Annotated in this window: 28 protein-coding genes and 1 pseudogene; 13 read left to right on the top strand and 16 right to left on the bottom strand. The window is 71.8% G+C overall.

The genetic code is table 11. The annotated features are described in order from the left end of the window. Positions 1-59: 59 nt before the first annotated feature. Positions 60-590, top strand: coding sequence for a hypothetical protein (locus tag ACFYP4_RS21880; protein WP_388787233.1), 531 nt, complete (start codon positions 60-62; stop codon positions 588-590). Positions 591-663: 73 nt separating this feature from the next. Here the strand turns inward: ACFYP4_RS21880 and ACFYP4_RS21875 are convergent, their stop codons facing one another. Further along, positions 664-1,362 (bottom strand): class I SAM-dependent methyltransferase, encoded by a 699-nt coding sequence (locus ACFYP4_RS21875; RefSeq protein WP_388787230.1) that lies wholly within the window; start codon positions 1,360-1,362, stop codon positions 664-666. Between the two features lie 272 nt (positions 1,363-1,634). Here ACFYP4_RS21875 and ACFYP4_RS21870 point away from each other — a divergent pair, with 272 nt between their 5' ends. Continuing rightward, complete coding sequence (locus ACFYP4_RS21870) at positions 1,635-2,060, top strand: SRPBCC family protein (RefSeq protein ID WP_358853227.1); 426 nt, start codon at positions 1,635-1,637, stop codon at positions 2,058-2,060. Between the two features lie 2 nt (positions 2,061-2,062). Here ACFYP4_RS21870 and ACFYP4_RS21865 read toward each other — a convergent pair. After that, a pseudogene (locus ACFYP4_RS21865) lies at positions 2,063-2,167 on the bottom strand (potassium-transporting ATPase subunit C); the annotation flags it as partial. 309 nt (positions 2,168-2,476) lie between these two features. Here ACFYP4_RS21865 and ACFYP4_RS21860 point away from each other — a divergent pair. Beyond that, positions 2,477-2,827, top strand: coding sequence for a hypothetical protein (locus ACFYP4_RS21860; protein ID WP_358853240.1), 351 nt, complete (start codon positions 2,477-2,479; stop codon positions 2,825-2,827). 37 nt (positions 2,828-2,864) lie between these two features. On the opposite strand, the gene ACFYP4_RS21855 is transcribed toward ACFYP4_RS21860, so the two are convergent. The 5 genes from ACFYP4_RS21855 to ACFYP4_RS21835 all read right to left on the bottom strand — a co-directional run bounded on the left by ACFYP4_RS21855 (position 2,865) and on the right by ACFYP4_RS21835 (position 9,006). After that, a complete protein-coding gene (locus ACFYP4_RS21855) occupies positions 2,865-4,526 on the bottom strand; it encodes a glycoside hydrolase family 13 protein (RefSeq protein WP_358853226.1) in 1,662 nt (553 codons plus the stop codon). Between the two features lie 124 nt (positions 4,527-4,650). Beyond that, positions 4,651-6,351 carry an alpha-amylase family protein gene (locus ACFYP4_RS21850; RefSeq protein ID WP_388787226.1) on the bottom strand — a complete coding sequence of 567 codons (1,701 nt, stop codon included), beginning with the start codon at positions 6,349-6,351 and terminating at the stop codon, positions 4,651-4,653. Continuing rightward, positions 6,342-7,346 (bottom strand): TIGR03885 family FMN-dependent LLM class oxidoreductase, encoded by a 1,005-nt coding sequence (locus ACFYP4_RS21845; RefSeq protein WP_358853224.1) that lies wholly within the window; start codon positions 7,344-7,346, stop codon positions 6,342-6,344. Before ACFYP4_RS21845 ends, ACFYP4_RS21850 begins: the two co-directional genes overlap by 10 nt. A 144-nt stretch (positions 7,347-7,490) precedes the next feature. Continuing rightward, positions 7,491-7,973 carry a GNAT family N-acetyltransferase gene (locus tag ACFYP4_RS21840; RefSeq protein WP_358853223.1) on the bottom strand — a complete coding sequence of 161 codons (483 nt, stop codon included), beginning with the start codon at positions 7,971-7,973 and terminating at the stop codon, positions 7,491-7,493. A gap of 469 nt (positions 7,974-8,442) precedes the next feature. After that, complete coding sequence (locus tag ACFYP4_RS21835; RefSeq protein WP_358853222.1) at positions 8,443-9,006, bottom strand: WHG domain-containing protein; 564 nt, start codon at positions 9,004-9,006, stop codon at positions 8,443-8,445. 229 nt (positions 9,007-9,235) lie between these two features. Between ACFYP4_RS21835 and ACFYP4_RS21830 the strand changes: the two genes are divergently transcribed. Continuing rightward, positions 9,236-9,676 (top strand): hypothetical protein, encoded by a 441-nt coding sequence (locus tag ACFYP4_RS21830; protein WP_358853221.1) that lies wholly within the window; start codon positions 9,236-9,238, stop codon positions 9,674-9,676. Between the two features lie 343 nt (positions 9,677-10,019). Then, positions 10,020-10,865 (top strand): RNA polymerase sigma factor SigF, encoded by an 846-nt coding sequence (locus ACFYP4_RS21825; protein WP_388787222.1) that lies wholly within the window; start codon positions 10,020-10,022, stop codon positions 10,863-10,865. 276 nt (positions 10,866-11,141) lie between these two features. Here the strand turns inward: ACFYP4_RS21825 and ACFYP4_RS21820 are convergent, their stop codons facing one another. After that, positions 11,142-11,387, bottom strand: coding sequence for a hypothetical protein (locus tag ACFYP4_RS21820; RefSeq protein ID WP_358853219.1), 246 nt, complete (start codon positions 11,385-11,387; stop codon positions 11,142-11,144). Positions 11,388-11,566: 179 nt separating this feature from the next. On the opposite strand from ACFYP4_RS21820, the gene ACFYP4_RS21815 reads away from it, so the two are divergent. Continuing rightward, complete coding sequence (locus tag ACFYP4_RS21815) at positions 11,567-12,121, top strand: YciI family protein (protein ID WP_358853218.1); 555 nt, start codon at positions 11,567-11,569, stop codon at positions 12,119-12,121. 247 nt (positions 12,122-12,368) lie between these two features. Next, entirely contained in the window at positions 12,369-13,097 is a 729-nt protein-coding gene (locus ACFYP4_RS21810) for an FAD binding domain-containing protein (RefSeq protein WP_358853217.1), read from the top strand. Between the two features lie 84 nt (positions 13,098-13,181). On the opposite strand, the gene ACFYP4_RS21805 is transcribed toward ACFYP4_RS21810, so the two are convergent. The 3 genes from ACFYP4_RS21805 to ACFYP4_RS21795 all read right to left on the bottom strand — a co-directional run bounded on the left by ACFYP4_RS21805 (position 13,182) and on the right by ACFYP4_RS21795 (position 14,826). Continuing rightward, complete coding sequence (locus tag ACFYP4_RS21805) at positions 13,182-13,559, bottom strand: toxin Doc (RefSeq protein WP_358853216.1); 378 nt, start codon at positions 13,557-13,559, stop codon at positions 13,182-13,184. Beyond that, positions 13,559-13,798 (bottom strand): hypothetical protein, encoded by a 240-nt coding sequence (locus tag ACFYP4_RS21800; protein WP_358853215.1) that lies wholly within the window; start codon positions 13,796-13,798, stop codon positions 13,559-13,561. Before ACFYP4_RS21800 ends, ACFYP4_RS21805 begins: the two co-directional genes overlap by 1 nt. Before the next feature lie 104 nt (positions 13,799-13,902). Further along, positions 13,903-14,826: an SGNH/GDSL hydrolase family protein gene (locus tag ACFYP4_RS21795; protein WP_358853214.1), complete on the bottom strand. Its 924-nt coding sequence runs from the start codon at positions 14,824-14,826 to the stop codon at positions 13,903-13,905. Between the two features lie 596 nt (positions 14,827-15,422). Here ACFYP4_RS21795 and ACFYP4_RS21790 point away from each other — a divergent pair. Continuing rightward, entirely contained in the window at positions 15,423-17,003 is a 1,581-nt protein-coding gene (locus tag ACFYP4_RS21790) for an MFS transporter (RefSeq protein ID WP_388787216.1), read from the top strand. Positions 17,004-17,223: 220 nt separating this feature from the next. On the opposite strand, the gene ACFYP4_RS21785 is transcribed toward ACFYP4_RS21790, so the two are convergent. Further along, positions 17,224-17,856, bottom strand: a complete 633-nt coding sequence (locus ACFYP4_RS21785; RefSeq protein ID WP_358853212.1) for a TetR family transcriptional regulator — start codon at positions 17,854-17,856, stop codon at positions 17,224-17,226. Positions 17,857-18,079: 223 nt separating this feature from the next. On the opposite strand from ACFYP4_RS21785, the gene ACFYP4_RS21780 reads away from it, so the two are divergent. After that, positions 18,080-19,753, top strand: a complete 1,674-nt coding sequence (locus ACFYP4_RS21780) for a cellulase family glycosylhydrolase (RefSeq protein ID WP_358853211.1) — start codon at positions 18,080-18,082, stop codon at positions 19,751-19,753. Positions 19,754-19,952: 199 nt separating this feature from the next. Here ACFYP4_RS21780 and ykgO read toward each other — a convergent pair whose 3' ends face one another. The 3 genes from ykgO to rpmG form a co-directional block, all read right to left on the bottom strand. Beyond that, complete coding sequence (ykgO, locus tag ACFYP4_RS21775; RefSeq protein WP_358853210.1) at positions 19,953-20,075, bottom strand: type B 50S ribosomal protein L36; 123 nt, start codon at positions 20,073-20,075, stop codon at positions 19,953-19,955. Between the two features lie 77 nt (positions 20,076-20,152). Then, entirely contained in the window at positions 20,153-20,413 is a 261-nt protein-coding gene (locus ACFYP4_RS21770) for a type B 50S ribosomal protein L31 (RefSeq protein WP_388787211.1), read from the bottom strand. Positions 20,414-20,460: 47 nt separating this feature from the next. Next, complete coding sequence (gene rpmG / locus ACFYP4_RS21765; protein ID WP_358853208.1) at positions 20,461-20,625, bottom strand: 50S ribosomal protein L33; 165 nt, start codon at positions 20,623-20,625, stop codon at positions 20,461-20,463. Positions 20,626-21,122: 497 nt separating this feature from the next. Between rpmG and ACFYP4_RS21760 the strand changes: the two genes are divergently transcribed. Next, positions 21,123-22,073 (top strand): hypothetical protein, encoded by a 951-nt coding sequence (locus ACFYP4_RS21760; RefSeq protein WP_358853207.1) that lies wholly within the window; start codon positions 21,123-21,125, stop codon positions 22,071-22,073. 205 nt (positions 22,074-22,278) lie between these two features. Here the strand turns inward: ACFYP4_RS21760 and ACFYP4_RS21755 are convergent, their stop codons facing one another. Continuing rightward, entirely contained in the window at positions 22,279-22,626 is a 348-nt protein-coding gene (locus ACFYP4_RS21755) for an STAS domain-containing protein (protein ID WP_358853206.1), read from the bottom strand. A 226-nt stretch (positions 22,627-22,852) separates the two neighbouring features. Here ACFYP4_RS21755 and ACFYP4_RS21750 point away from each other — a divergent pair, with 226 nt between their 5' ends. The 3 genes from ACFYP4_RS21750 to ACFYP4_RS21740 all read left to right on the top strand — a co-directional run bounded on the left by ACFYP4_RS21750 (position 22,853) and on the right by ACFYP4_RS21740 (position 26,181). Further along, positions 22,853-23,323, top strand: coding sequence for an ATP-binding protein (locus tag ACFYP4_RS21750; protein WP_358853205.1), 471 nt, complete (start codon positions 22,853-22,855; stop codon positions 23,321-23,323). Between the two features lie 142 nt (positions 23,324-23,465). Continuing rightward, on the top strand, positions 23,466-24,959 hold the full coding sequence (locus ACFYP4_RS21745; RefSeq protein WP_388787206.1) for a hypothetical protein: 1,494 nt from the start codon (positions 23,466-23,468) through the stop codon (positions 24,957-24,959). A 706-nt stretch (positions 24,960-25,665) separates the two neighbouring features. Beyond that, a complete protein-coding gene (locus ACFYP4_RS21740; RefSeq protein WP_388787203.1) occupies positions 25,666-26,181 on the top strand; it encodes a GNAT family N-acetyltransferase in 516 nt (171 codons plus the stop codon). Positions 26,182-26,203: the final 22 nt, after the last annotated feature.

Genomic DNA, 26,203 nt, shown 5'->3' with positions numbered 1-26,203 from the left:
CACGCGACAACCGCGGGGGCGGTTTTGAACACGTTCAAGTAAGGGCGTACTGTCCTGCCATGAGCGACAGAGCCGCCCTGTTGAAGGGCATCCGTACGTGGCTGGCCGTCTTCGTCGTCTGCCTGGTGCTGAGCGGCGCCACGGCCTTCCCCCTGGTGCACGAACTGCGCTGGACGGAGGACCTGTTGCGGGCGCTGTCCGTTCCCCAGCACCTTCCGGGGCTGATGGACTGGATCGAGCGGGTACGCCAGGGGCTCGACGCCACCGACGCCGAGTACCCCTTCGTCCTGTACGGCACCGACTGGCTGGCCTTCGCGCACCTCGTCATCGCGGTCGCCTTCTACGGGCCCTACCGCGACCCCGTGCGCAACATCTGGGTCGTCGAGTTCGGGATGATCGCCTGCGCCGGGATCGTCCCCCTCGCGCTGATCTGCGGGCCGGTCCGGGGGATTCCCTTCTGGTGGACGCTCATCGACATCTCGTTCGGGGTCTTCGGGGTGATCCCGCTGTACGCCGTATGCAGGAGGATCAAGCGGCTGGAGGCTCTCACGCCGCCACCGCAGCCCGGGACTTCGGCCGTCGCCGTCTGACACGGTCTCCTTGACGTACCAGGCTCACGGTCTCCTTGCCGTACCACGCTCACGGTCGCGTCGACGTACCCGCTCACAGCTGGGCGGAGGGAGCCTCGTCCGGACGTCGGCAGTGCACGAAGAGGTGCGGTTCGGGGGTGGCCTCGGGGTGCGCGGGGGTGAACATCAGGCTCTCCTCCGTCAGCACCTCAAGGCCCGCCTCCCCGACCATGGCGGTGAAGTCGGGAGCGGCGAAGCTGGTCGCCCGTACGGGCTGCCCCATGAACACGACCTCGAGGTCCTCCACGTCCACCGGCACGGTGGCGAGTACCAGGTCGCCGCCGGGCCTCAAGGCCCGTGTCAGCCGCCGCACCAGCGCGGACTGTTCGCGGCGGGACATCTGCAACAGCGCGAAGTACACGCAGACCGCGTCGAACGACGCTTCGTCGAGCGGCACTTCGCGGATGTCCGCGCACCGGAACGCGGCGCGCGGCACCTGACGGGTGGCGATGTCCACCATGACCGGGGAGACGTCGACGCCCAGCACGTCGTGGCCCGCCGCGGCCAGCGTCCAGGCGGTGGGACGGCCGGTACCGCTGCCCACGTCCAGCACGCGGCTGCCGGGACGCAGTCGGGCAAGCAGCCGCTCCAGCGACACCCGGTGCGGCTCCGATCCGGCGAACGCCTTCTCGTAGTCGGCTCCCAACGCGTCGAAGACCGCGGCCGCCCGCGGCTCCCGCTGTTCGTCGGTCACGAAGCACCCTCCGGTTCGCGGTGTGCTGGTGCCTGGCATCCTCGCACCGCGGCAGGCGGCTCACAACGGGTGCCGTGCGGAGCCGTTCCGCCCACGGCCGTTCCAGGGTCGCGCGGCGGGGACGCCCGCCGGGCCCGGTGCGGTGCGCCGGCCAGAAAACCGCATGCGCCCGGCCCGGGACGCTGCCGGGATGGCGCGATGCGCTATCCCCCGCGGCGCTGCCGTCACCGTGTGAGGCCGCCCCGTGCGGGTAGCAGGGCGCTACAGATCCCGTGAGGCCGCAGTCCCGGCGGCCGAGAAAGAGGTGGCGCATGTCCGCATCCCTGGTGGAAACCGTCGACATCGAAGCCCCCGTGGCCGTCACCTGGGCGCTCTGGAGCGACGTGACCAGGTGGCCGGCCTTCCTCAGCCACGTACGCATCGTGGAGCCGCTCGACGAACGGCGCTTCGCCTGGCAGCTGTCGTTGCCGGGAGCGGACAAGAACTTCGTCGCCGAGCTCACCGAGGTGATCCCCGAGGAGCGGATCGCCTGGCGGACCACGAACGGCGTCCACCATGCGGGCGTCGTCACCTTCCACCGGCTCGGCGAGACGTCGAGCAGGGTGACCCTGCAGATCGAGTACGACCCGAAGGGCTTCGTGGAGCACATCGGAGCGCTCACCAACCTGGACTCGGCGCTCGCGAACTACGACCTCGGGGAGTTCCAGAAGCTCGCCGAGACCGCAGCCGCGAGCTGACGTCAGCGCTTCGCCGTGAGCGTCCTCAGCGCGATGTTGAGTGCGAGGACGCTGACCCGCGGCTCTCCGGTGAAGCCCAGGGTGCGGCCCTCGGTGTGCTCGTCGACCGTGGAGAAGGCCAGCACGCCGCGCAGGTAAGCGGGCCAGCGCATCTCGGTGTCCGGATCGGCGCCGATGGCCTTGTAGACCCACTTCCCGACGCGCAGGTGCCGTTCGGTGCTTCTCAGAACCTCTCGGGGAATATCGGCGCGAGGCCGAGACAGCGCAGCAGGGCGACGGCCACGACGAGGCGACGACGTTCTCGGCGGTCACAGTGTCCGAGCACGACTCGTCGACATCGTGGGCATGACCATGGCGGCGCTGGGCACCCGGGGGCCGAAGGCGGAGCGGTGAGCAGACTGAAGGGGGAGGACGTGTTGCTGTCCCACACGATCGAGGGCGGGGTTCTGGTGATCAGGCTGCGTTCCGATCCGGACACCGACGAGCGCGCGGCACTCGCGCTGGCCATCAGCGATCTCGTGCACACCTACCGGCAGTACCCGGTGGTGATCACGCTCGACGGCGAGGCGGCCACGAGCGCCGCCGTCAGCGCCGTCATCAGGGCACATCACATGTGCAACCACCTCGGCGTCGTCATGTCCGTCGCCACCGACAGCGCACCGGCGCGGCGGCTGCTGGAGGCGAACGCCGACACCGGCGGCACCCGGATGGTCATCCACGCGCGCGTCGACACGGCCATCACGGCGGCGTTCGCCGCGGCCGCCTGACCCGGGGTTCCTCCAGCGGCGTCCGCGGCGCCCGGTGTCAGTCCGCCAGCCAGACCGCCGTGTCGGACGGGAGGCGGCCGTCCTCCAGGGGGCCGCTGGCCAGCAGCACGGCGCCGTGGGCGGGGAGGTCCGCCGGCTCCGCGGAGAAGTTGACGACGCAGCGGAAACCGGGGTCGCGGCGGAAGTCGAGCAGTGCGTCGTCGGGGGCACTGCGCCAGGAGAGCGTCCCGTCTCCCAGGGCGGGCTCCGCGCGGCGGATGCGCAGTGCCTCGCGGTACAGCTCCAGCATGGAGGACGGGTCTCCCTCCTCGGCGGCGACGGTCAGTGCCTTCCACGCCTCCGGCTGCGGGAGCCACGTCCCCGCACCACCGGCTTCGGGTCCGAAGCCGAACGGCGGGGTGTCCCCGCTCCACGGCAGGGGGACACGGCAGCCGTCGCGGCCCCGGTCGGTGTGCCCGGAGCGGTACCAGGTGGGGTCCTGGAGCAGTTCCTCGGGAAGGTCCTCGACCTCCCACAGGCCCAGTTCCTCACCCTGGTAGAGGTAGGCGCTGCCGGGCAGGGCGAGGGTGAGCAGTGCGGCGGCGCGGGCGCGCTTCGTACCGAGGTCCAGATCCGCGGGGTCCGTGAGGTCGGACAGCGAACGCAGCGGCCCGTCCGGCTGGGGGCGCGCGTAGCGGGACACGTGCCGGGCCACGTCGTGGTTGGAGAGCACCCAGGTGGCGGGGGCGGCGACCTGGCCCAGCGCGTCCAGGGACTGGTCGATCACGTGTCGCAGTCGCTCCGGGCGCCACGGTGTCATCAGGTAGTCGAAGTTGAAGGCGGTGTGGAGCTCGTCGGGGCGCACGTAGCGGGCCAGCCGTTCGGGTGCGCCCGTCCACGCCTCGGCGACGAAGACACGGGGCTCGGCGTAGCTGTCGGCGACGGCCCGCCAGCCCTGGAAGATCGCGTGCACCTCCTCGCGGTCCCAGTGCGGGTGGTCCTCGCGGCGGGCGCCTTCGAGCAGCTTGCCGTCCAGTGAGCCGAGGTCGGGCAGGCCGGGAGCCTTGACCAGGCCGTGGGCGACATCGATGCGCACTCCGTCCACACCCCGGTCGAACCAGAAGCGCAGCACCGACTCGAACTCGGCGCGCACCTCCGGGTCGTCCCAGTTCAGGTCGGGCTGCTCGGGGGCGAACAGGTGCAGGTACCACGGGCCGGGCGAGCCGTCGGGCTCCGTGATCCGCGTCCAGGCCGACCCGCCGAACACGCTGCGCCAGTCGTTGGGCGGCTCCTCGCCCTCCGCACCGCGGCCGGGGCGGAAGATGTACCGCTCCCGGGCCGCGGAACCGGGCCCCTCGGCCAGCGCCTGGCGGAACCAGGCGTGGGCGGTGGAGGTGTGGTTGGGCACGATGTCGATGATCAGGCGCAGACCGTGCCCGTGTACCTCGTCGAGCAGGGCCTGCGCGTCGTCGAGTGTGCCGAAGAGCGGGTCGATGTCCCGGTAGTCGGCGACGTCGTACCCTCCGTCGGCCATCGGGGACGGATACCAGGGCGTGATCCACAGCGCGTCGACGCCCAGCCCGGCGAGGTGGGGCAGACGTCGTCGCAGTCCGGCGATGTCACCGGTCCCGTCGCCGTTGCCGTCGGCGAAACTGCGCAGGTACACCTGGTAGATGACGGCGTCGCGCCACCAGGAGGTGCGGGTACGGGCTGAGTCCACCGGCTTCTCCCTGTGCTGAGCTGTGCGTATGGCCTGGTCGTGCCGTGCTTTCGGACCCACGGCCGGCCCGGGCGTCCGCCGGGAGCCTTCGGTCACTCCAGGAGACTTCCCGGCGGGCGCGGTGTCAGTCGGTCGCGACCCTTTCGGGGTCGTCCGCGGAGGTACCGAGGCGCAGCCACCGGTACCCGTAGGCGGGCAGTTCGACCTTGAGCAGTCCGTCCTCGGCCACCGTGAGTCCGTCGTGCCCCTCGTCGAGGAGATCGGTCAGCCTGTCCCCGGGGCCGGTTTCGGGCAGCCTCAGCCCCACGGTGGCCGGCTCGCCCGCGAAGTTGTGCACGGCCAGGACCTTCCCGTCGGTGGTGCAGGCGAGGTGCGCCAGGACGGCGCGCTCCCCCGTCTCCACGAGGCTGTAGTCGCCCCAGGCCAGCTCGGGAGCCTCCCGGTAGCGCTCGGCGAACAGCCGGATGCGGCTGAGCAGCGAGCCGGGGTCGCGGCTCTGCTCGTACACGTTCACCTTCTGCGGTCCGAACGCGCCCTCGACGAGCGGATTGGGGAAGGTGTCCTGTTCGGCGGTGGAGAAGCCGGCGCCGGTCTCCGGTGTCCATTGCATCGGCGTCCGTACGGCCTGGCGTCCTTCGGCGGCCAGGTTCTCGCCCATGCCGATCTCCTCGCCGTAGAACAGCACGGGAGTGCCCGGCAGGGTGAACAGCAGGCTGTAGGCGAGTTCGACGCGGCGGCGGTCGCCGTCGACCATGGGCGGCAGCCTGCGGCGCAGACCGCGGTCGTACAACTGCATGTCCTTGTCGGGGCCGAAGGCCGCGAAGACCTCGGCGCGTTCGTCGTCGCTCAGCTTGTCGAGGGTGAGTTCGTCGTGGTTGCGCACGAACGTGGCCCACTGGGCGTCGCGCGGGGCGGCGGGCCGGTCCTCCAGCGCGGCGGCCAGCGGGCCCGCGTCCTCGCGGGCCATCGACAGGTACATCTGCTGCATCCCGACGAAGTCGAAGCACATGGTGAGTTCGTCGCCGCGGTCGGAGGCCGGGTCGCCGAAGAAGCGGGTGAGCCCGTCGTACGGCAGATTGACCTCACCGAGCAGCACGGACTCACCGTTGCGACGGCCGAGGAAGGCGCGCAGGTCGGCGAGGTAGTCGTGCGGGTCGGGCAGCTTCCCGGCGTCGTCCTGCCCGTCCGTCTCCAGCAGGAAGGGCACGGCGTCGACGCGGAAGCCGGACAGGCCGAGCTGCGTCCAGAACGCCATGACGCGGGCTATCTCGTCGCGCACCGCGGGGTTGGCGACGTTGAGGTCGGGCTGCTGCTTGTAGAACCGGTGCAGGTAGTACTGGCCGCTGCCCTCGTCGTACTCCCACAGGCTGTCCTCCGCGTCGGGGAAGACCACGCCCTCAGGACCGTCCTCGGGGGGCTCGTCCTGCCAGACGTACCAGTCGCGGTGTGCGGAGTCCCGGCTGGAGCGGGCGTCCTTGAACCAGGGGTGGTCCTCGGAGGTGTGGTTGACGACGAGGTCGGCGATGACGCGGATGCCCCGGTCGCGCGCGGTGCGGACGAACTCGGTGAAGTCGCCGAGGGTGCCGAGGCGGGGGTCGACCCCGTAGAAGTCCGTGATGTCGTAGCCGTCGTCGCGCTCCCGCGTCGGGTAGAAGGGCATCAGCCAGACGCAGGTCACGCCGAGGCGCACCAGGTGGTCGATGCGCTGGGTGAGTCCCGCGAAGTCGCCGATCCCGTCCCCGTTGCCGTCCTGGTACGTCTCCACGTCAAGGCAGTAGACCACCGCGTTCTTCCACCACAGGTCGGACGTGCGGGTCAGACGCATCGGTACTCCTTCGCGGTGGCGGGAAGGGGGCGGGTGACGTCGAGCCGCGGCAGCACCTCGGCCGCGAACGCGTCGATGAAGGGGCCCTGTTCGCGACCCACGTGGTGCAGCATCACGGTGTCGAAACCGAGTTCGGCGTACTCCTGGAGCCAGGCGGTGTGCCGGCCGAGGTCGGACGAGACGTTGACCGTGCGGGCCACCTGTTCGGGGGTGACGTGCTCACTGACGATGTCGAAAAGTTCCGGGGAGTCCAGGTCCCAGCTGACCGGGGGCGCGTGGACGTTGCTGCGCCACTGGTCGTGCGCCAGGGCGAGTGCCTCGTCCTCGTCGGGCGCCCAGCTCAGGTGCACCTGGAGGTGCAGGGGGCCGCGCCCGCCGGCGTCGCGGTACGCGCCGGTGATCTCCCGCAGTTTCTCCCGCGGCGCGTTGACGGTGATCAGGCCGTCCGCCCATTCGGCGCACCAGGCCGCGGTGGCGGTGCTGCACGCGGCGCCGATCAGCGGCGGCACGGCGGGCGGCCGGGTCCACAGCCGGGCCCGGTCCACGGTCACCAGGCCGTCGTGGCTGACCTCCTCCCCGTGCAGCAGGGCGCGGATGACGTCGACGCACTCCCGCAGCCGTGCGTTGCGGATGTCCTTGCGGGGCCAGCCGGTGCCCGTGATGTGCTCGTTGGAGGCCTCACCGCTGCCGAGCGCCACCCAGAACCTGCCCGGGTACATCGACGCGAGGCTGGCGACTGCCTGGGCGATGATCGCCGGGTGGTAGCGCTGGCCGGGGGCGTTCACCACGCCGAACGGCATCTGTTCGGTGGCCTGTAGGGCGGCACCGAGCCACGACCAGGCGAATCCGGACTCACCCTGGCGGATGCTCCACGGCGAGAAGTGGTCCGAGCACATGGCGGCGGTGAAGCCCGCCCGTTCGGCGTGCACCACGGCGTCGAGCAGATCCGCGGGCGGGATCTGTTCGTGCGAGGCGTGCAGTCCATAAACAGTCATGCCGAGCGGGTACCCCCGGGATCGCCGCTCAGCGGGACCGGGTGCAGGTCCGCGACAAGTCCGTTGCCGGACAGGGGGTTTGGGCGGAGACGCGGCGCGGATGTGGTGTGTGGCCCCGTCCGGCGGACGCTGTGCGGGTGGGCCCTACCGGATGAGGAACTCCAGCTCGGGCCGGTCCCAGGCCACCGCGGGCGGGTTCGCGGGCACGGTTCCGGTGCGGAGCGCGCCCACGGCTTGGTAGAAGCCCTCGGCGGGGGGATGGGACACCACGCGCACCCGGTCGAGTCCGGCCGCGCGGGCCTCGGTCCGCATGTGTTCGACGAGCAGTCGCCCGATGCCGCGTCCCTGTGCGCCGTCGGCGACGAACAGCAGGTCGAGTTCCGGCGGGGCGACGACGAGCGAGTAGAACCCGAGTACGGGGCCCGCGGCGTCGTCGGCGCCGACGGCCACGAAGACGCGGTGCGCCTCGATGTAGTCGGGCCCGACGCGGTAGTCCGCGACCATCGCCGCGTACTGCCCCTCGTACGCGCGCGACCCGCGCACGAGCCGGGTGAGCCGCTTGGCGTCCCGGGCTACGGCCGGCCGTATCACGGTCGCGCCGTTCCTGGACGTAATGCTCGGGTTCATGAGGTGAGTATTACGCACCGGGAGGCACCCGCGCATCGGGGGTAGGGGGCACGCGCTCCCCGGCCCCGCCTCGTGAAGTCGGGCGATGTGCGGGCCTGTGACCGCGGATGTCCGGTGGCGGCGGTGGGCGCGTGGGGTCGCCCCTCGGGCGCCGTGGGGTCGCCCCTCGGGCGCCGTGGGGTCGCCCCTCGGGCGCCGTGGAGTCGCGCCTCGGGCGCCGTGGAGTCGCCCCTCGGGCGCCGTGGAGTCGCGCCTCGGGCGCCGTGGAGCCGCCCCTCGGGCGCCGTGGAGCCACCTCCGTGTCGGGCCTTCAGGCACGGTCGGTGCCGACCGGTCCCCCGCGCCGAAGGCTCGGGCGGCGGAGCGGCCAACTGGCCGTCGGGGCACTGGGCGCGGGCGCGTGGGCAGCCGGTGCGGCAGCGAGCCGTGTTCGGTGTGCTCCAGCTCCAGCGGGGTCGGCCCGGCACCGTCAGGCCCAGTTCCGCAGCAGGGTGTCGAGGGAGTCCAGGATCCGTGACCAGGACTCCTCCGAGTCGGGGCTGCTGTGGCTGAACCCTCCCCCCGCCTCCAGGCTGACGTAGCCGTGGAAGACACTGCCCAGCAGCCGGACCGCGTGCGTCTGGTCCACGTCCGTCAGGTCGTAGCCGCGCAGGATCGCCCGCATCATCTGCGCGTGCCTGACGCCGGCACTGGCGGCGGCCGTCTTCGCGTCGAGCCTCAGCTGGGCGGCGGCGTAGCGGCCGGGGTGCTCACGGGCGTAGTCGCGGTAGACGTTCGCGAACGCGCGAAGGGCGTCCTTGCCCGCCCGGCCGGCCAGGGCGGCGGCGCCCCGGTCGGCGAGTTCCTCCAGGGCCAGCAGGGCGATCCTGGTCCGCAGATCCTGCGAGTTCCTCACGTGGGAGTACAGGCTCGCGACCTTGACGTCGAACCGCCTGGCGAGCTCCGAGACGGTCACCTGGCCGAACCCGACCTCATCGGCCAGTTCGGCTCCCGCCAGGGTCAGCCGTTCCGTGGTCAGTCCGACGCGCACCATGCCGCCCCTCCCTTTTCGCAGCCCATCATGCAGCTAGCTAATGCCTTTAGGCGAATTACATCACCCTTAAGGCAATGCTGACGGGACGGCAGATCCGCAGCTCCCACTCCAGCGCGCGGTACTCGCTGACGCGGCGTTCCGAGGTCGACGATCGGCGTGCCGCGCAGGCGAGTTGCAGCCGATCGAGAGTTACCGGTTTGCCGATGGAAGGGCCGGATAACCGAGCGGTATGGCTGGAACGAGCAACAAGACGACGAACGGACAGTCGCCGACGGCGAACGCGCGAGCGGCGAAGAGCACCGTGACCGAAGGAGCCTCGGCACCGGCGAAGGAGGCACAGCAGTCTGCCACCGGGACGGCCAAGGGCGCTGGGGAAGCAGCCGGCGCCGCGAGCCGCGGCAGCAAGGAAAAGCTGGCGGGCATCGGTGGTGCGGCGTCGGAGAAGGCCAGGGTGGCGGCCAAGACGGTGCAGGGCACCGTTACGTCCGCCGCTCAGCAGACGGCCGGCAAGGCCGGACTGGCCTGGACCCTTCTGAAGGCCAGGAAGGTCGTGGCGGCCGCCGCGGGCGCGGGGACCGCAACCGTGGTCCTCTGCTCCTACACCGTGGGTCGGCGTGCCGGCCTGCGGCAGCGGGGGCCGCTCTCCCGCCTCACCGGCGGTCGTCTCTGACCAGCAGGACACCACGTAGGTGGTTCTGTTCCCGGGCCCGCCGGAGCTCTCCGCTCCGGCGGGCCCGGCCGCTTGCCGCGCGGCCGCCGGTGACCCGCCGGACGCCCGTGGCCCGTCCGCCCGCGACGGACCCGGTGTCCCCAACTCCCCCTGACCGTCGGCCGGTCAACCCGTCGGTCCGGACCCCGTCGACCACCCGCCGGACGCCCGCCTCCGCGGCGGAGCGCCACCCATTCAAAATCTTCCCCGCGAGACACGCATGTCCGGCGAGGCCCGGGGTAAGCGCGGGTCGTCGGCCCACAGGGGGCACATGGGGGGCCGATTCGTTAGGGAGGGCATCACAATGACGGCTATGACGGCTAGCAGGACCGACGCGGGTATGGCTGGACTGCCGGAGATCGCGGACCCGCAGAAGGTCGCACCCAGGGACGCACGGGAACTTTCACGGCAGTTCTTCGACCAGCTCGCAGTGCTCGAAGAGGGCACCGCGGATTACCAGTATGTCCGTAACACGCTGATAGAGATGAACATGTCTCTTGTCCGCTACGCGGCCGGCCGCTTCCGCAGCCGCGGCGAACAGGAGATGGAGGACATCGTCCAGGTCGGCATGATCGGCCTGATCAAGGCCATCGACCGGTTCGAGCTGACGCGCGAAGTCGAGTTCACCTCCTTCGCCGTTCCTTACATCGTCGGTGAGATGAAGCGGTTCTTCCGCGACACCAGCTGGGCCGTGCACGTCCCGCGCCGCCTGCAGGAGGCGCGGGTACAGCTGGCCAAGGCCACCGAGGAGCTGCGCAGCCGGCTGGGCCGTACCCCGACGGTGAAGGAACTCTCCGAGCTGATGTGCCTGCCGGAGGAGGAGGTCATCGAGGCGCGACTGGCCGCCAACGGCTACAACTCCGCTTCCCTGGACGCCGCCATCGGCGGCAACGAGGACGGCGAGACGGCGCTGGCCGACTTCATCGGCACCCAGGACGCCTCCCTGGAGCTGGTGGAGGACTTCCACGCGCTCGCCCCGATGATCGCCGAGCTCGACGAGCGGGACCGGCAGATCATCCACATGCGGTTCGTCGAGGAGCTGACCCAGTCGCAGATCGGCGAGCGCCTCGGCGTCTCCCAGATGCACGTGTCGCGGCTGCTCTCCCGCACGCTGGCCCACCTGCGTGAGGGCATGCTCTCCACGCGCTGAGCCGGATGACGCACCCAACCGGATGTACCGCGGCACTCATGGTGCCGCTGGAGCCCGCCACCGGATTCGGTGGCGGGCTCCTTCGGTTCGCCCCACGCTCCGACCTCGCCTTGCGGCGGCCGGAACCACTGGAACCGTGCCGTCGGGTTCGGCTCCTGCACTACCGGATGGGCTGTCGGCGGAGAGCCGGGCCGCCTCCGCGCCACGCCGGGTGCGGACGACGCCCCTGACGAGACGCCCGAAAGCGCGGCTCACCGCCTCCGCCGCCACCACACCTCACGGCACCTCCCGGCGCGTGCCGGCCTCGGCCCGCAGCTGCTGCCGCATGGACGCCCATCCCGCCGACGGCCGGCCCGACCAGTTCGACCAGTACGGGTGGTGCAGCACCTGCGCATGCAGCCGGACGAGGTCCCGGCGCAGCCGTGCGGTGCGATCGGACCGCGGACCGGCCAAGGCGCGATAGGTGCGGACGTAGGCCAGATGCAGTTCGACCAGGTCAGGCGGGAAGGATCTGCGCGTCATGAAATCCATTAGAGCACGTGTTCGATTTTCTGGGCACGCGGACTCCTCCGCCATCCGGGCGACCTCTCCGACCGACCGGCACCTCGCACCGGACCGTGCGGACCGAGCCGTCGCTCCTCGACGGACGCCGTGGGTGGAAGTCCGTTGAGATGCCGTCCCATGTCGGACAGAGTCGGGCCATGGAGTTCTTCTGCTTCCACCGCGACCGTCCTGGTTCCGTCGCCGCCCGCGACAGACTGCTGGAAGCGCACTGGTCCTACATGGACCGGTACGCCGCCGAGATGATCGCCCGTGGTCCGACACTCACCGACGACGGCGAGCTGCCCACCGGCAGCGTGCACATGGTCGACCTGCCGGATCCGGCCGCGGCTCGCGCGTTCGCCTTCGAGGAGCCCAATTACCAGGCGGGCGTCTACCGGGACGTACTGCTGCGCCGCTGGCGCAACGTGCTGGGGCGCACGATGTGGGACTTCCCGGGCGGCCGGACCGGCGGAAACCGGTACCTGGTGCTCGGCCTCGGCCCCGAGCAGGACGCCGTCGGCCTCGCCGTGCCGTCCGACCGCGACGAGCTGATCGCGTACGGACCCCTGCTGTCCGACGACGGCACGACCGTCCTGGGCACCGCGGCGCTGGTCCGGGCCCCGGATCCGGACACGGCACGAGGCGTCCTGGCCACGGACCGGTATGCCGCCGTCGAGGTCCACAACTGGCAGTTCGGCGGGCGACCTTCGTGAGCGACTCCCCGCGGTCTCGCCGACGGCGTCAGCCGCCCGCGGTCGGCGCAGGCGGAACGTCACCCCCGAAACGCACGCCCGGCCCGGCAGCCTCACTGCGTACGCCCCTGTGGGAGGGGCGCACACGGTGACGTGATGAGCCCTGTACGCGCCCCCGCAGACGTGGGCAGAATGCGCCACGTCGACGCCATGTGGCCGAGATCCCGCCTCTGCCCTACCCAACGTCCCAGGAAGCAGGTCGGTTGCCGTGCGCTTGCGTCTGCCCACGTCCGTGTCCGAAGCGCAGAAGTGCCTGGCCGAGGGAGCGGTACCGGTGGGCGGGGCGACGCTGATCTGGGCGGCCTGGCAGCGGGACGGCTTCCCCGACCTGGCGATGTCGCTCAGCAGTCTGCCCGAAGCCACCGTGGTCGAACGCGAAGCGCTGGGCGGGGCCGTGGTGCTGCACCGGATCGGCGATCGGGTCCCGGAGGTGCTGCACCGGGCGGCCGCCTCGGTGGGGACCGGTGCCGTACGCCGCACCGCCACGGTCGGCGGCAACATCGTCGGCAGCACACTGCGCTGCCTGCTGCCGGCGGCGCTCGTCCTGGACGCCCGCGCACGCGTACTGACACCGGACGGGGCGTACGAGACCGACCTGACCGAGCTGGTGAGCAAGCGTCCCCTGCTGCTCGGCCTGCGCTGGCGCGAGCCGGTGGTGAGCGGCTACCGCAAGCTGGAGGGCGAAGCGGGTGGGGCGCCACCTCTGGTCGTCGCCGCTGCCGTGCACGCCGAGGGTGACGGGCGCGCCCGTGTTCGCGTCGCCGTCCGTGACGGCTACGAGGTGCTCGGCGACAGCACCGCCTACGACGTCGGCACCGGGGCCGAAGAGGTCGTCGAGGCACTGGCCCGTACGGATGTCGGCGCCCTGCACGCCCCGGCCTGGCAGGTGGTCCGTGAGCACGTCACCGGGTTGCTGGACCGCCCTGCCGAACGCTGACGGCCCCCGGTCCGTCGCCGGGCGAGGGGCCGAACACACTCCCCGGCGTCTCGCGACGCCAACGGCACCTACCGAGTCAAGGGCTCAGACCTTCCAGGAGCGCAGCTGCTCGGCGACGGCGAGGACCCCGAGGCGACTGTCGCGGATCTTGCGCACGAGGTCGGACAGACCGCCGTAGGGCGGGTCGATGCCCTCTCCGGACTGATCCATGTACTGGGCGGCGACGAACGCCGCGAACAGGCTGTTGCGGTGCGGGAGCGGCTCCAGGCGCACGATGGTGTGCATGAGCGCCGCCGCCCGCCACGCGGCGTCCGGGTCGGCCGCGGCGAGCGTCGGCAGCTTCGTCCGGTGCCGGGCGACCGCCGCCACCAGGGCGGAGTAGTCCGCGACGGACATGTCCTCGCTCAGGAGGGCGGTCTCCTGGACGTCGAGCAGCCAGGCAACGTCAACGTAGAAGTGCATCAGGCAGCCGCAGCGCCGTCACGTCGCTCGGAGGGCGGCACCTCGTCGGGGAACGCGGCGTCGAACTCGCCGCGCAGCCGCTCGGCCCACACGCCCGCGCCGTCGACGAACTGCTTGCGTTGCATCTCCCGCACCCCGAGGTCGTGCAGGTACTGCTTGAGGCTCTTGCCGGCCGCCGCGGCGGCCGCCCGGACGCCCCTGAGCTCCTCTTCGGTGAAGGACACGTTGAGCGATGGCATACCTCGATGGTACCTAGTTGGTGCCACCGAGGGAATCCCCCGCGCACCACGCGCCTGCCGGGGAGCGGGGCGCCGTGGGAGGCGCCCGGCTCCCCGGCAGGCGGTCAGCCGTGTCCCCCGTGCCTGCCCAGACGCGCCAGCACCGCTCCCGCCATGGCCTCCATCCCCTTCGCGTTGGGGTGCGCGGGTGCGGCGGGCGCCGCGGGGCGCAGCGGCTCGATCCAGCGGTCGGCGGGCGCCTTGCACATGTCGTGGCCGATGGTCGCCTTGTACGTGTCGACGTATTCGGCCCGGTTCAGCAGCGCCACCGTGCGCAGCATCAGGTTGAGCCGCTTGCCGGTGTCCCTCAGGTAGGGGAAGTCCTTCGCCGCGAACGGAACGGACGGGTAGCACCCGCTGCCGTCCTCGGGCAGCAGATCGGGGTAGCCGACGAGGACCACGCGCGCGTGCGGCGCCCTGGCGTGCACCGCCCGCAGCACTCGGGCGACCTTGGGCGCCGTCCGGAGGATGTTGAGTGTGAGCTGATCGGTGCCGGACGAACCGTAGTGCCGCTGGCAGGGATTTCCGGCCAGGTCCGTCGAACTGAGGGCGGCGCAGGTGCCGATGATGGAGCCGAAGCCCATGTCGTTGCCGCCGATCTGCACGGTCACCAGGTCGGTGTCGCCTCGCACGGCATCCAGTTGGGGCGCGTTGGTCCCCTGCGCCTTCCACATCTCCTCGGTCGTCGCACCACCGCAGCTGACGTCGGTGAAGGTGGCCACCTCGCGGGCGGCGGCGACGAGCGAGGGGTAGTTGCTGTCGGAACGGGCGCAGTTGGCGTCGACCTGACGCGGGATCAGCGGACCGGAGGTGTACGAGTCACCGAGCGCGACATAGTCCGTCCGGTGCGGGGAGTGCCCGCCTCCGGCCGTGGCCGAGGCGGCGGGAGCGAGACCTGCCACCAGGGCGCAGCTGCCGAGAGCGGCCCCCAGTGCGACGGCCCGCCGCCGTCTCGGCGCGGCGCCGTCCTCGTGCTGGTCGTGATCCATCGTGCCCCTCCCCTGAAGCGGTGACAGTGCGCCGGGGACCGGCAGTGCTCCACGACGGCACGCACGTGTGCGTGCGACTCCGCCGTGACACGGAGAACCTTCCGCCCCACAGGCTTACGTCGCTTGTATACCGGCAGGTAGCTTCCCCGGCCAGGCTTCTGACAACACCACCGCACCCCGGCCGGCCGTCGGGCAGTCCGCGGCCTGCGCAGTTCAGGACCCTCAGGTCCGGTGGAACGGACGGTCCCCGCTCGCCAGGACATCTCCGGGGAAGCCCCGAACCCGGGCGGGGGCCCGGGTCGGTCCAGCCGCAGGCCTCCACACCGTGGCCGACGTGAATTCAACGCCGCCCCGACGTTTCAGGGTCCTGGGTGGCGAAGGCCCACGGACCGTCGTACGGAGCCGGTCTCCGCGTCCTGCGGTACGGGGTCCTCACCAGGACCGTCCGGTCCCGGATCCCGACGGACGCCGTTCCGCAGCGGCTGTCCCTGCGCCGTTCCCTTAATTCATCAGCATGGAAATCGGCGGGCGTACGGCTGACTGTGGAGCCCCGGACATCGGGATCTCCCGGAACGCCTCGACGAAAGAAGGGCGACATGTCGTCCATCCGCGCTCACGCCGCCGGACCCCCTCCAGCCGTACGTCACCAACTGGTTCTCATCGTCACGTGCCTCGCCCTGGGCACCGTGGTCGCCGCCATGGCCTCGCTCAACGTCGCCCTGCCCGACCTCGCCCGCGAGACGCACGCCACACAGACCCAACTGTCCTGGATCATCGACTCGTACAGCCTCGTCTTCGCCTCTCTCCTGCTGCCCGCCGGAGCTCTGGGCGACCGGTTCGGCCGCCGCAGGGCGCTGCTCGCGGGGCTCGCCCTCTTCGGCGGCGGGTCCGCCGCCGCCGCGCTGACGACCGACCCGGCCACGCTGATCGGCCTGCGGGCGCTGCTGGGCGCGGGTGCCGCGCTGGTCATGCCGGCCACCCTGTCCACGATCACCAGCACCTTCCCCCGCGCTCAGCGGGCCCGCGCGGTCGGCGTCTGGGCAGCCGTGGCGGGAGCCGCCGCGCTCGTGGGCCTGTTCGCGACGGGTGCGCTGCTGGAGACCTGGTCGTGGCCCTCGGTGTTCCTGCTGAACGTCGCTCTGGCGCTGGCCGCCCTCATCGGGACACTGCTGTACGTGCCCGAGTCGGCCGAGGCGCACCGGCCGCCCCTCGACATCGGCGGCGCACTCCTCGCGGTCCTGGGACTGGTCGTCCTCGTCTACTCGGTGATCGAGGCTCCGACCCGCGGCTGGGGCAGCGCGACGACGCTCGGCGGGGTGGCGCTCGGCCTGCTGGTCCTGGCCGGTTTCGTGTTCTTCGAACTGCGCCGGAAGCATCCTCTGCTGGACCCCCGGCTGTTCCTGAACCGGCACTTCACCGCGGGTTCGCTGTCCATCACGCTCCAGTTCTTCGTGTTCTTCGGCTTCATCTTCGTGATGATGCAGTACCTGCAACTGGTGCGCGGCGACAGCGCTCTCATGGCGGCGGTGGCGATGCTGCCGATGGCCGTGTGCCTGATCCCGCTCGCCCGAGCCGCACCTCGTCTGGTGGCACGGTTCGGTCTGCGGGGTCCGTGGACGGCCGGGTTGGTGGCCGTGGCGACCGGCATGGGAGTCCTGTCCCGGCTGGACGAGTCCAGCCCGTACTGGCTCATCGCCACCGGTCTCGTACCGCTCGGCGCCGGCATGGGGCTGGCCATGACGCCTGCCACGACGTGCATCACGGACGCGCTGCCGCGTTCCCTGCAGAACATCGGGTCCGCCATGAACGACCTGGCGCGTGAACTCGGCGGGGCACTGGGAATCGCCGTTCTCGGCAGCCTGCTCGGCGCGGCCTACCGGGACCGGCTCGAACTGCCCGGTCTGCCGCAGCACGCGGTGGAGGCCGCCCGGTCCTCCCTCGCCGCCGCGCACACCATGGGCGACGCGGTCGCCGGTCCGGCCACGAACGCGTTCACCGACGGCATGCGCGTCGCGCTCCTGGGTGCCGCCGGGGCGGCCGCGTTCGCCGCCCTCGCCGTCGCCGTGCTGCTCCGTTCGTCCGGTCGCCTCTCGTCGTCCGACGAGGACACGAAGTCCGGTCCTGCCGGGGAGAGTTCCGGCACGGCCACCGCGCGGGAGCAGCACTCGTACCGGTGAAGTCGTGGCCGGCGTCTCCCCCGCTCGGCCCGCGCCGGCTCCGGGCAGGGGAGGCACCGGCCGGTTCCGTACAGGCGCCGCGCCCACTCCGGGCGGCTCGCGTCCGGCGGACGTACCGCGAGACCTCGGGTACGGCGGCGGAGACGGCGCGCCGCAGGCGTGCGGACCGGTCATCGCATACGACGCACACCGGAGACGGCGCCGCAGGCGTGCCGAACGGTCATCGCATACGACGCGCCGCGGCAGGCGGGCGCGGTGAACCGCGCAGGGCCAGCCGCACCTGCGGTGCCACCCGACGGACCACGTCCTCCGCGCTCATGGAGGCGATCGGCTCCAGGCGCAGCAGGTAGCGGGTGGTGATCAGTCCGGCGACCACGGCGGTGAAGGCGCCCGCGTACTGCCGCGCGTTCCTCCCCGGCAGGAGCGCCGCGATCCGGTCGACGATCTCTCGCTCCACGGCCTCCTTGAGCAGCTCTCCGACGGCCTCGTCAGCGGCCGCGCTCCTCAGCATCGCAAGCAACGGCGGACCGGACACCGGATCGTCCCAGACGGTGACGACCTGCCGCACGACCCGTTCCGGCAGCGTGCTCAGGTCTCCTTCGTCGAGGAGCCGGGCGAGGACCTCGGCCGGGTTGGCACCCAGCGCGAGCGCGGCTCCGAACAGCCCCTTCTTGGAACGGAAGTAGTAACTGATCAGCGCCAGGTCGACCCCGGCCTCGGCCGCGACGGACCGCAGGGTGACCGCGTGATAGCCGTCCTCCAGGAAGCGGCGCCGCGCGACCGCGAGAATGACCGCCCGGGTGTCGGGGCTTCCCGGCCTGCGGCCCCGCCGCGGTCCCGCTCTGTTCGTCACGGACGAATTCTAGGAAGCCACGGGCGCGGGCCTGGCCGGGCACGAGCCCCGGTACCAGCGGAAGCGCGTCCGGCAGCCCCCGTACCGACACCCCCGGCGCGCGACCGCGGCCCCGTCACCCGTGCGCGACATCTTGACGTGATCCTGACTGAGTGGCTTCATGGGAGCGCTCCCACACCTGCGCCGGTGCTCTGGTTCTTGATCCTTACTCCCTGGAGTCGCAGTGAGACCGACAAGAAGAACGGCACGAAGGAACGTCGTCAAGGCACTGCTGACCGGACTGGCCGCCGTGCTCGGCCTCGTCCTGCTCGGTGCGCTCAACCCGGTCCCCGCCCGGGCGCAGACCCAGCCGGCCGGCGCCCTCGCCACCGGCCTGCACATCAGTGACGGCCGCCTCCTGGAGGGCAACGGCAACGACTTCGTCATGCGCGGCGTCAACCACGCCCACACCTGGTATCCGGGTGAGACGCAGTCACTGGCCGACATCAAGGCGCTGGGCGCCAACACCGTCCGCGTCGTCCTGTCCAACGGCCACCGCTGGACCAGGAACAGCGCCGCGGACGTGACCGCCGTCATCGCCCAGTGCAAGGCAAACCGGCTCATCTGCGTACTCGAGGTCCACGACACCACCGGCTACGGCGAGGAGAGCGCGGCCGGCTCGCTCGACCAGGCGGCCGACTACTGGACAAGCCTGAAAGACGTGCTCCAGGGCGAAGAGGACCACGTCATCATCAACATCGGCAACGAGCCCTGGGGCAACACCGACCCCGCCGGCTGGACCGCGCCCACCATCGCCGCCGTCCACAAGCTCCGCGACGCCGGGTTCACACACACGATCATGGTGGACGCGCCCAACTGGGGCCAGGACTGGCAGGGCGTCATGCGCGCCAACGCCCAGTCCGTGTACGACGCGGACCCGACCGGCGATCTGATCTTCTCGATCCACATGTACAGCGTCTACAACACCGCACAGAAGGTCACCGACTACCTCGAGGCCTTCGTCGACGCCGGACTGCCCCTGCTCATAGGCGAGTTCGGCGGGCCGCCCGACCAGTACGGCGACCCGGACGAGGACACCATGATGGCCGCCGCCGAACGGCTCCGGCTCGGCTACCTCGCCTGGTCCTGGAGCGGGAACACCGACCCGATCCTCGACCTGGCGGTCGACTTCGATCCCGGCCGGCTCAGCTCCTGGGGCGAACGCATCTTCCACGGCGCCAACGGCATCCTCCAGACCTCCCGGGAAGCCACCGTCTACAGCGGCAACCAGGGCGACACCCACGCCCCGACCGCCCCCGGCACCCCGACCGCCTCCGCCGTGACGGCCACCTCCGTCACTCTCAAGTGGGCCGCCGCCACCGATGACGTCGGCGTCACCGGCTACGACATCGTCCGCGTCAGCGGCGACACCGAGTCCGCGGTCGCGGCCTCCGCCACCAACACCGCCGCCGTCACCGGTCTCACCCCGGACACCGCCTACACGTTCGCCGTGTACGCCCGCGACGCGGCCGGGAACCGCTCCGCCCGCTCGGCGACCGTGAAGGTCACCACCGACAAGGACGGCGGCACACCCGGCGTGAGCTGCTCCGTGGGCTACCGCGTCGTCAACGAGTGGCCCGGCGGCTTCCAGGGCGAGATCGTCGTCCGCAACACCGGAACCACCGCCATCAACGGCTGGACGCTGGCCTTCGCCTTCGCCAACGGCCAGACCGTCTCCAACATGTGGGGAGGCACCCCGACCCAGAACGGCGGCGCGGTGAGCGTCTCCCCCGCCGCCTACACCTCCACCGTGCCCGCCAAGGGATCCGTCACCGTCGGCTTCACCGCTGCCAAGGGAGCCACGAACACCGCTCCGACCGCGTTCAGCCTCAGCGGCAGGACCTGCGCCACCGGCTGAGCCGACCGCCGAGGGACCCGCGGCCGCGCACACGCGCCGCGGGTCCTGTCGTGCGCCCCGCCGCCGCGGGTCCTGTCGTGCGTCCGCGGGCGCGGGTCCCGGCATGATCTGCGGGAATGACGGAGCGCCTGAACCCTACCGGGTTCAGGCGCTCCGTCACGAGCTCCCCGGACCGTCGATCCGGGCTGTGCGGACCGCGTCAGCCCTGGCGGGCCTTGAAGCGCGGGTTCTTCTTGTTGATCACAAAGGTCGCGCCGCGTCGGCGGACCACCTGAGCCCCGGGAAGGGACTTCAGTGAGCGCAGGGACCTGCGCACCTTCATCGCTCTGCTCTCCTCCTGCCCGCCCGGGCCGGGCGGGCGGTCAGCGCCGGGCCGCTCGCCCGGGGCGGGGCCTGCGGTCAGCGGCGGGCCGCGGTCGCGCGGCCGTAGCGGCGCTCGAAGCGCTCGACGCGGCCGGCGGTGTCCAGCACCCGCGAGTTCCCGGCGTAGAACGGGTGACTCGCCGACGAGATCTCGACATCGATCACCGGGTAGGCGTTGCCGTCCTCCCAGGCGACGGTACTGGCGGACCACGCGGTCGAACGGGTCAGGAAGGACACGTTCGCGGCGCGGTCACGGAAGACGACCGGGCGGGACTCGGGGTGGATGCGGGGCTTCATGTGATGTCCTTCCTCGGGGATGTTCGCGTGGTCGCGCCGGCCGTGGTTCAGCGCTGTTCCCGGAAGTCGACGTGCCGGCCGGCCACCGGGTCGTACTTGCGCAGCACGAGCCGGTCGGGGTCGTTCCTGCGGTTCTTGCGCGTCACATAGGTGGCGCCGGTCCCGGCCGTCGACCTCAGGGTGACGACGGGGCGCTCGCTGGTGCGTGCCATGAGGGTCCTCCTTCCGCCCACATCTGCGGCTCTTGACCCGCGCATGTCAGCTGTGGGGTGTAACAGCACCTCCGGCCGTCGCATTCCCGCCTCGCCGGTTCCGTCCCCGGCTCTCCCGCCCGGCCCGCTCCGCCGCCCGGCCGGATCGTTCACTCCCCTGCCGAGGACCTGGTTCCGTACGGGACCGGGCGGCCGAAGGGCGGGCGCGGTGCCGCAGGCGAACAGTTCCAGGACGCGGCTTCCCCGCGAACAGTTCCGGACAGCGGCCTCCTGGCGAACTTCCGTCTAGAATCGCCTGGTTGAGCGATCTGCGCCTGTTGCACCCCGGCTCCGTCATCGGGTCCCGGAGCCCACCGGAGATGTTCTCCGCCGCCGAGCCGGTCCGATCTCGCCCGTCCCGACCTTGCCGGCCGCGTCCGCGCGACGGCGGGCAACGCGGCCCGAGGAGTCACACCCCGGGCTCAGTGCATCTCCACCGACCACGGAGAAGGAGCGAAATGATGAAGGACCGGCCCGACGACGTTCCGGCCCAGCCCCACGCCCAGGCCCAGCCCCACGCCCAGGCCCAGCCGGCCCCGCCCGCCGATGCCGGCGGCCCGGGCGGCCCCACCGTGCCCGCGCCGCCGACCGCACCCGGAGGGCAGCCGGAAACCCCGCGGCAGGCGGCACCGCCCAGACCTGCCGCCCAGCCCGACCCGACCCTCCAGCAGCCGGGCGGCTTCGGGCCGCCTCCCGCTTCCGTGCCGGCGCAGCACCACCCCTACGGAGGGCCGGGCTTCGTCCAGCCCGCCGCGCCACCGCCGGGCGGAGGAAGAGGCACGGCGGGGCACGCCTTCGCGTGGGCGACGGTGGGGGCGCTGATCGCGTCCGCCCTGTGGGCCGGCGGGGTGTTCCTGCTGGACCTGGGCGACGGCGACACGCCGGATCTGGCGGGGTACCGGGCCAAGGCCAATCTCTGCTCCGCGGTCGACTACTCGTCGGTCAGGACCGAGTACACCGAGGAGGACTCCTCCCCCACCCACAACTCTCTGGAGCACGACGCTCTGGACCAGAGCTACTGCAGCATCTCCCTGAAGAAGTCCTCCGCCTCGTCCTACTCGGACGCCTACCTCTCGGTCCAGATGGACCTGCACAAGGAGACGGACCCCGCCGCCGAGTTCACCGCGCTGTGGTCCGAGTACGACGAGCGCTACGACGACTACGAGGTGGACAAGGTCAGCGGCTTCGGCGACGAGGCCTACCTCGTCACCCAGGACACCACGTCCGGCTCCTCGACCAGCGGCAGCAGGTCGGTCATCCTCGCCGTGCGGGACGGCTGGATGACGTACCAGATGAACTGGAACGCGTACGCGTCCTCCTACGGCGCGACACCGGCCGAGGTCACCGACGTCGCGGGCTGGCTCAAGACCGACACGAAGTCGACGCTGGAGAATCTCCGGTCCGACTGATCGCGGCGCCGCGCCCCGGCGCTGCACGGGGCCGGCCGCGCCCGCCGGCACCGCGCCCCGCTTCCGTACGCCGTCCCGGTCCGCCCGCCGGGACCGGCGGGCGGACCCTGCGGTCGGGGCCCGGTGCGGGAGGCGGCCGCCGCCGTCCCGGTGCTTCCGCGGCGGCCGGAGTGTCCGTCTTGAACCCGCGCGCGCCGGACGGGGCTCAGGGCGTCAGCGCGAGGTCGAGCGTCGGGTAGAGCGGAAGCACTTCGTCCAGGCCGACGATGTGCAGGACGTCGTGGACGCCGACCGGCAGGCAGGCCAGCCGGAGCCAGCCGCCACCCGCGGCCGCGTCGCGGTGCGCGGCGACCAGGACGTTGATCCCACTGGAGTCCATGAAGGTGACCCCGCTGAAGTCCACGACCGTGCAGTGCCGCGGGGCGTTCGCACGGTCGGCCAGCGCCCGGCGGAACTCCCCCACAGTGTTGAAATCGATCTCTCCGGCCATCTTCAGAACGCTCACGCCCTGTGGGGTGACGTGGCGGGAGATGACCAGACGGGCGGCACTCATGCCATCTCCCTCATCGTCTCCAGCGGCGGATCCGCTGATGCTGCGTCCACGCAAACGGAACTGTCGCACAGGTGTCAACCGGCCGCCTGTTAATCTCACCATCAGCCTGGACCGATCCGCGGCCTCGCTGCCGAGGCGAAAGACCGGCCAGACAGTCACGTGGAGGCGCGCTCAAGGGGTACGCGTCCAACGGGGCCATGTGACCAAGGCAACGCGAGGCGACCGTATGGACCAGACCGCGCACTACAGCGAACAGAAGGCTTCGCGCGCACGTTCCGCCCCGGCGGCGTGCGCCGCCTACGACGGAGACACCCGCTGCATCGGTGCCGCCCGCCGTTTCGCCACCGCCTATCTGACTCGCGTGCACGCGGACCACGGCGTACCCCTCTCACCCCGGGCGGTCGGTATGACGCAACTGGTCGTGAGCGAACTGATCACCAACGCCTGCCGGTACGCCCCCGGCCCGTCCCGGCTGGATCTGCGGGTCGTCGAGGGCAGGCTGGAGATCACCGTGTGGGACGGCGCCCCGGCCCTGCCGACCCCCCGTGAGCCGGATCCCGCCCGCATCGGCCAGCACGGGCTGGAGATAGTCCTGGCGGTCTGCCTGAACTACGACGTGCAGCCGGCCCCGGCGGGCAAGCGCACCACGGTCCTGCTCGCCCTCACCGACGGCCCGGCCGGCCGGCAGTCCCCCTGACCACCAGGGCGGCCGGGTGCCGCCCTGCGTCCCCGCGGCTGCAACCCCGGGAATCCTCGGGCAGCCGTCCCCGTGCGTCGAGCCACTACCTTGAACTCCGGCGGAAACCACAAGTGACCGTAGGCGCAAGGGGGTTGGGGCAATGGCGACAGATCCGGCAGATACTCCGTCCGTCAGCGGGGTCGGGTTCGGGGACTACTACCGGGCGCATGCGGGGCCGCTCATCGCCCTGTCATTGCTGCGGGGCACGGACCTGGTCGAGGCGGCGCGACTCGCCCAGGACTCGATGACGGTGGCCCGGCGGTGGACGGACCTGCTGGGGGCGGACGCGGCCGGATCCGCAGAGGACACCAGGACTCCCGTGGTCACCGCGCAGGCGCTGCGGGCCTGGACGTGCCGGATGACCGTCGGCGGCGGCTGCGGGGCGTTCCGCCCTGCGCGCGGGGCGGTGCCCGCCCTCCTGGGGAAGGCCGGCACCGACGCCCTGGTCCAGGCCCGGACGGTGGTGGCGCTCGCCCCGCTGAGAGAGTTGAACGAGCGCCAACTCAACGTCACCGCGTTCAGGTTGGCCGGCTGCGCGCCGGGGGCGATCGGGTACGAGCTGGGCCTGTCGATGCCGACGGTGCACCGCACCCTGCGCCACGTCGGCAAGCTGCTCGGAGCGGAGACGGGGGCGCGGCGGGCCAGCGGTGCCGAGCCGCCGGGGGAAACCGAGGAATCCGGGGTGACCGAGGGGTCCGCGGAGGCAGACGTCGAGTTCGCGGAACTGCTGGGCGAGCTGACCGCCGCACTGGATCCCGTACTCGACCTGCGGGCCGGGCTGGACGAGGTGAGCGACTCCACTGGTGCGGACGCGTCCACCGCTCGCCGCGCCCCCGTACCGCCGCTGTGGAGCCTCCGCCCCTCGCTGCCCGTGCCGCCCTTCGGCGCACCCGTCCCGCACTCGTTCGCCGAGCCCGTGCCGTCCGGGGTACGGGCGTACGCGGCCGGCCTCGCCCAGGGCGACGCTCGGGGCCGTGCGGCGGCGCTCGGCGGGTTCCCCGCGGCCGAACTGGCGGCTGTACGGCTCGGAGCGGTGCTCGCCCTTCACCTGGAGCGGTTCCGGCGGGAGGCCGAGAGGTCCGGGACACGGGCCACCAGGGACGAGTTCCGCAGGGAGGACGCCCGGGCGTTCGCGGCCGCCCTGGCCCAGGACGCCGCGCTCGCCGCGCCGATGTTCGACGCGGTGAAGGACCTCGACGTCCCGCGCCGCGTCGCCTTCCTGGCGTCGGGCCTCGCCCGTGACGACCCCTGGACGAACGAGGTCTCCTACGACGGGATCGCAGCGTCTCTCGCTCTGGCCCAGTTCCGGCGCGCGGCAGTACGGGCGGCGCTGCGCGCGGCGCACCGGCCCGGTGCGGACGCCCTCCCCCGGTCGGGCGGCGCGCTCACCGGGGCCCTCACGCGGTCCCTGAGCGACACCCACCGGATGATCCACCAGCTCGACGAACTGAACAGCGACCTCTCGCGTGCCGACTCGACCCTGCCGGACGGCTACTACGTCGACATGACCCGGGACTTCGACCTCCACCAGAGCTTCCACGCGGACCTGGCTCTCGGCATCGACGCCGTCCGAAAGGCCCTGTCGCAGCCGTAGGGCCTGTCTGGATCATCGGGCGGCCGGAGGAAGATGCCTGCGACACGTCCTTCAGGGTCCCGGGGTTGCCGGTGTGGCCCGCCGGCCGCCACGGCACGGAGCCGGCCCGCCCGCTCGGACGCGGGTGCGGTACACCTCCGACGAGCTCCTGCTCCTCGCCGTCCAACCCGGTGGCAGCCTGCCTCCGGAGGTCGAGGCCCTGGCGCGGGGCTGAAGGCTGTCCCGCAGTCCCCGGCGGGCGCTCGGCGACAGCCACGGCAACTCGCCGCATTGCCGGATCGCCGTAATACGCCCGGCATGAGGACGATCCTCCGCCTTGCGATGCACCGGAATCTGACGCCGCGCGCTGATCCCACCGGGAACGCGAAGAACCCACCCCGGATAACCGGGATGGGGTTCAGTGGAGCGCCGAGCAGGCCTTGCACCTGCATCTCCCCGCAGGAAGCGGGGCGCCTTTCCTTGGACCATCGACGCGAGACGCGGCCCCGGGTAAACCGGCTGCGCGCTCAAGATCGAGCATACCCCATCCAAGGCGGCCGCGCGCGCCACGACATGAGGGAGGGTCAGGCGTCGGTGTGTCACCGGGTGGGCCGCCGGATGCCGGTGAGCCGGCCCGGGGCACCGTTTCCACCCGCGCGCCGCTCCGCCGGACGGGTGAGTGCCAAATTGCTTTGCGCCCCGGTTCCCGCTGCCACACACTGTGCCGGTGCTGATCCGACGTGAGCTTCCCGCCGACGTTCCCGCCGTCCGTGCCGTCACGGCCGCCGCCTTCGCCAAGCCGGACACACCGGTCCCCGTGGAGGTGACACTCCTCGACGCCCTGCGTGACTGCGACGGCTGGCTGCCCGCTCTGTCGCTCGTGGCGACCGACGCCGACGGGGAGGTCATCGGCCATGTGGTCTGCACGCGTGGTCACGTCGGCGCGGCGCCGACCCTCGGTCTCGGTCCGCTCAGCGTCCGCCCCGATCATCAGCGGCGCGGGGTCGGGCTCGCGCTCATGCACGCCGTGCTGGGTGCGGCGGACGCGCTCGGCGAGCCGTTCGTCGCCCTGCTCGGCAGCCCCGAGTACTACTCCCGATACGGCTTCCGTACCGCCACGGACCACCGGATCGCCCCGCCGGATCCCGCCTGGGGGAGGTACTTCCAGGTGCGCACCCTGTCGGCGTACGACCCCGCGCTGCACGGCACCTTTGAGTACGCCGAGCCGTTCACCCGTCTCTGACCGGCCCCCCGGGCCGCCTCCG

This window comes from Streptomyces sp. NPDC005551, assembly GCF_042871785.1.
In the GTDB taxonomy this organism is placed as follows: Bacteria; Actinomycetota; Actinomycetes; order Streptomycetales; family Streptomycetaceae; genus Streptomyces.
The sequence above is the reverse complement of the archived record's forward strand: the minus strand, read 5'-3'. Positions and strand labels throughout refer to the sequence as shown.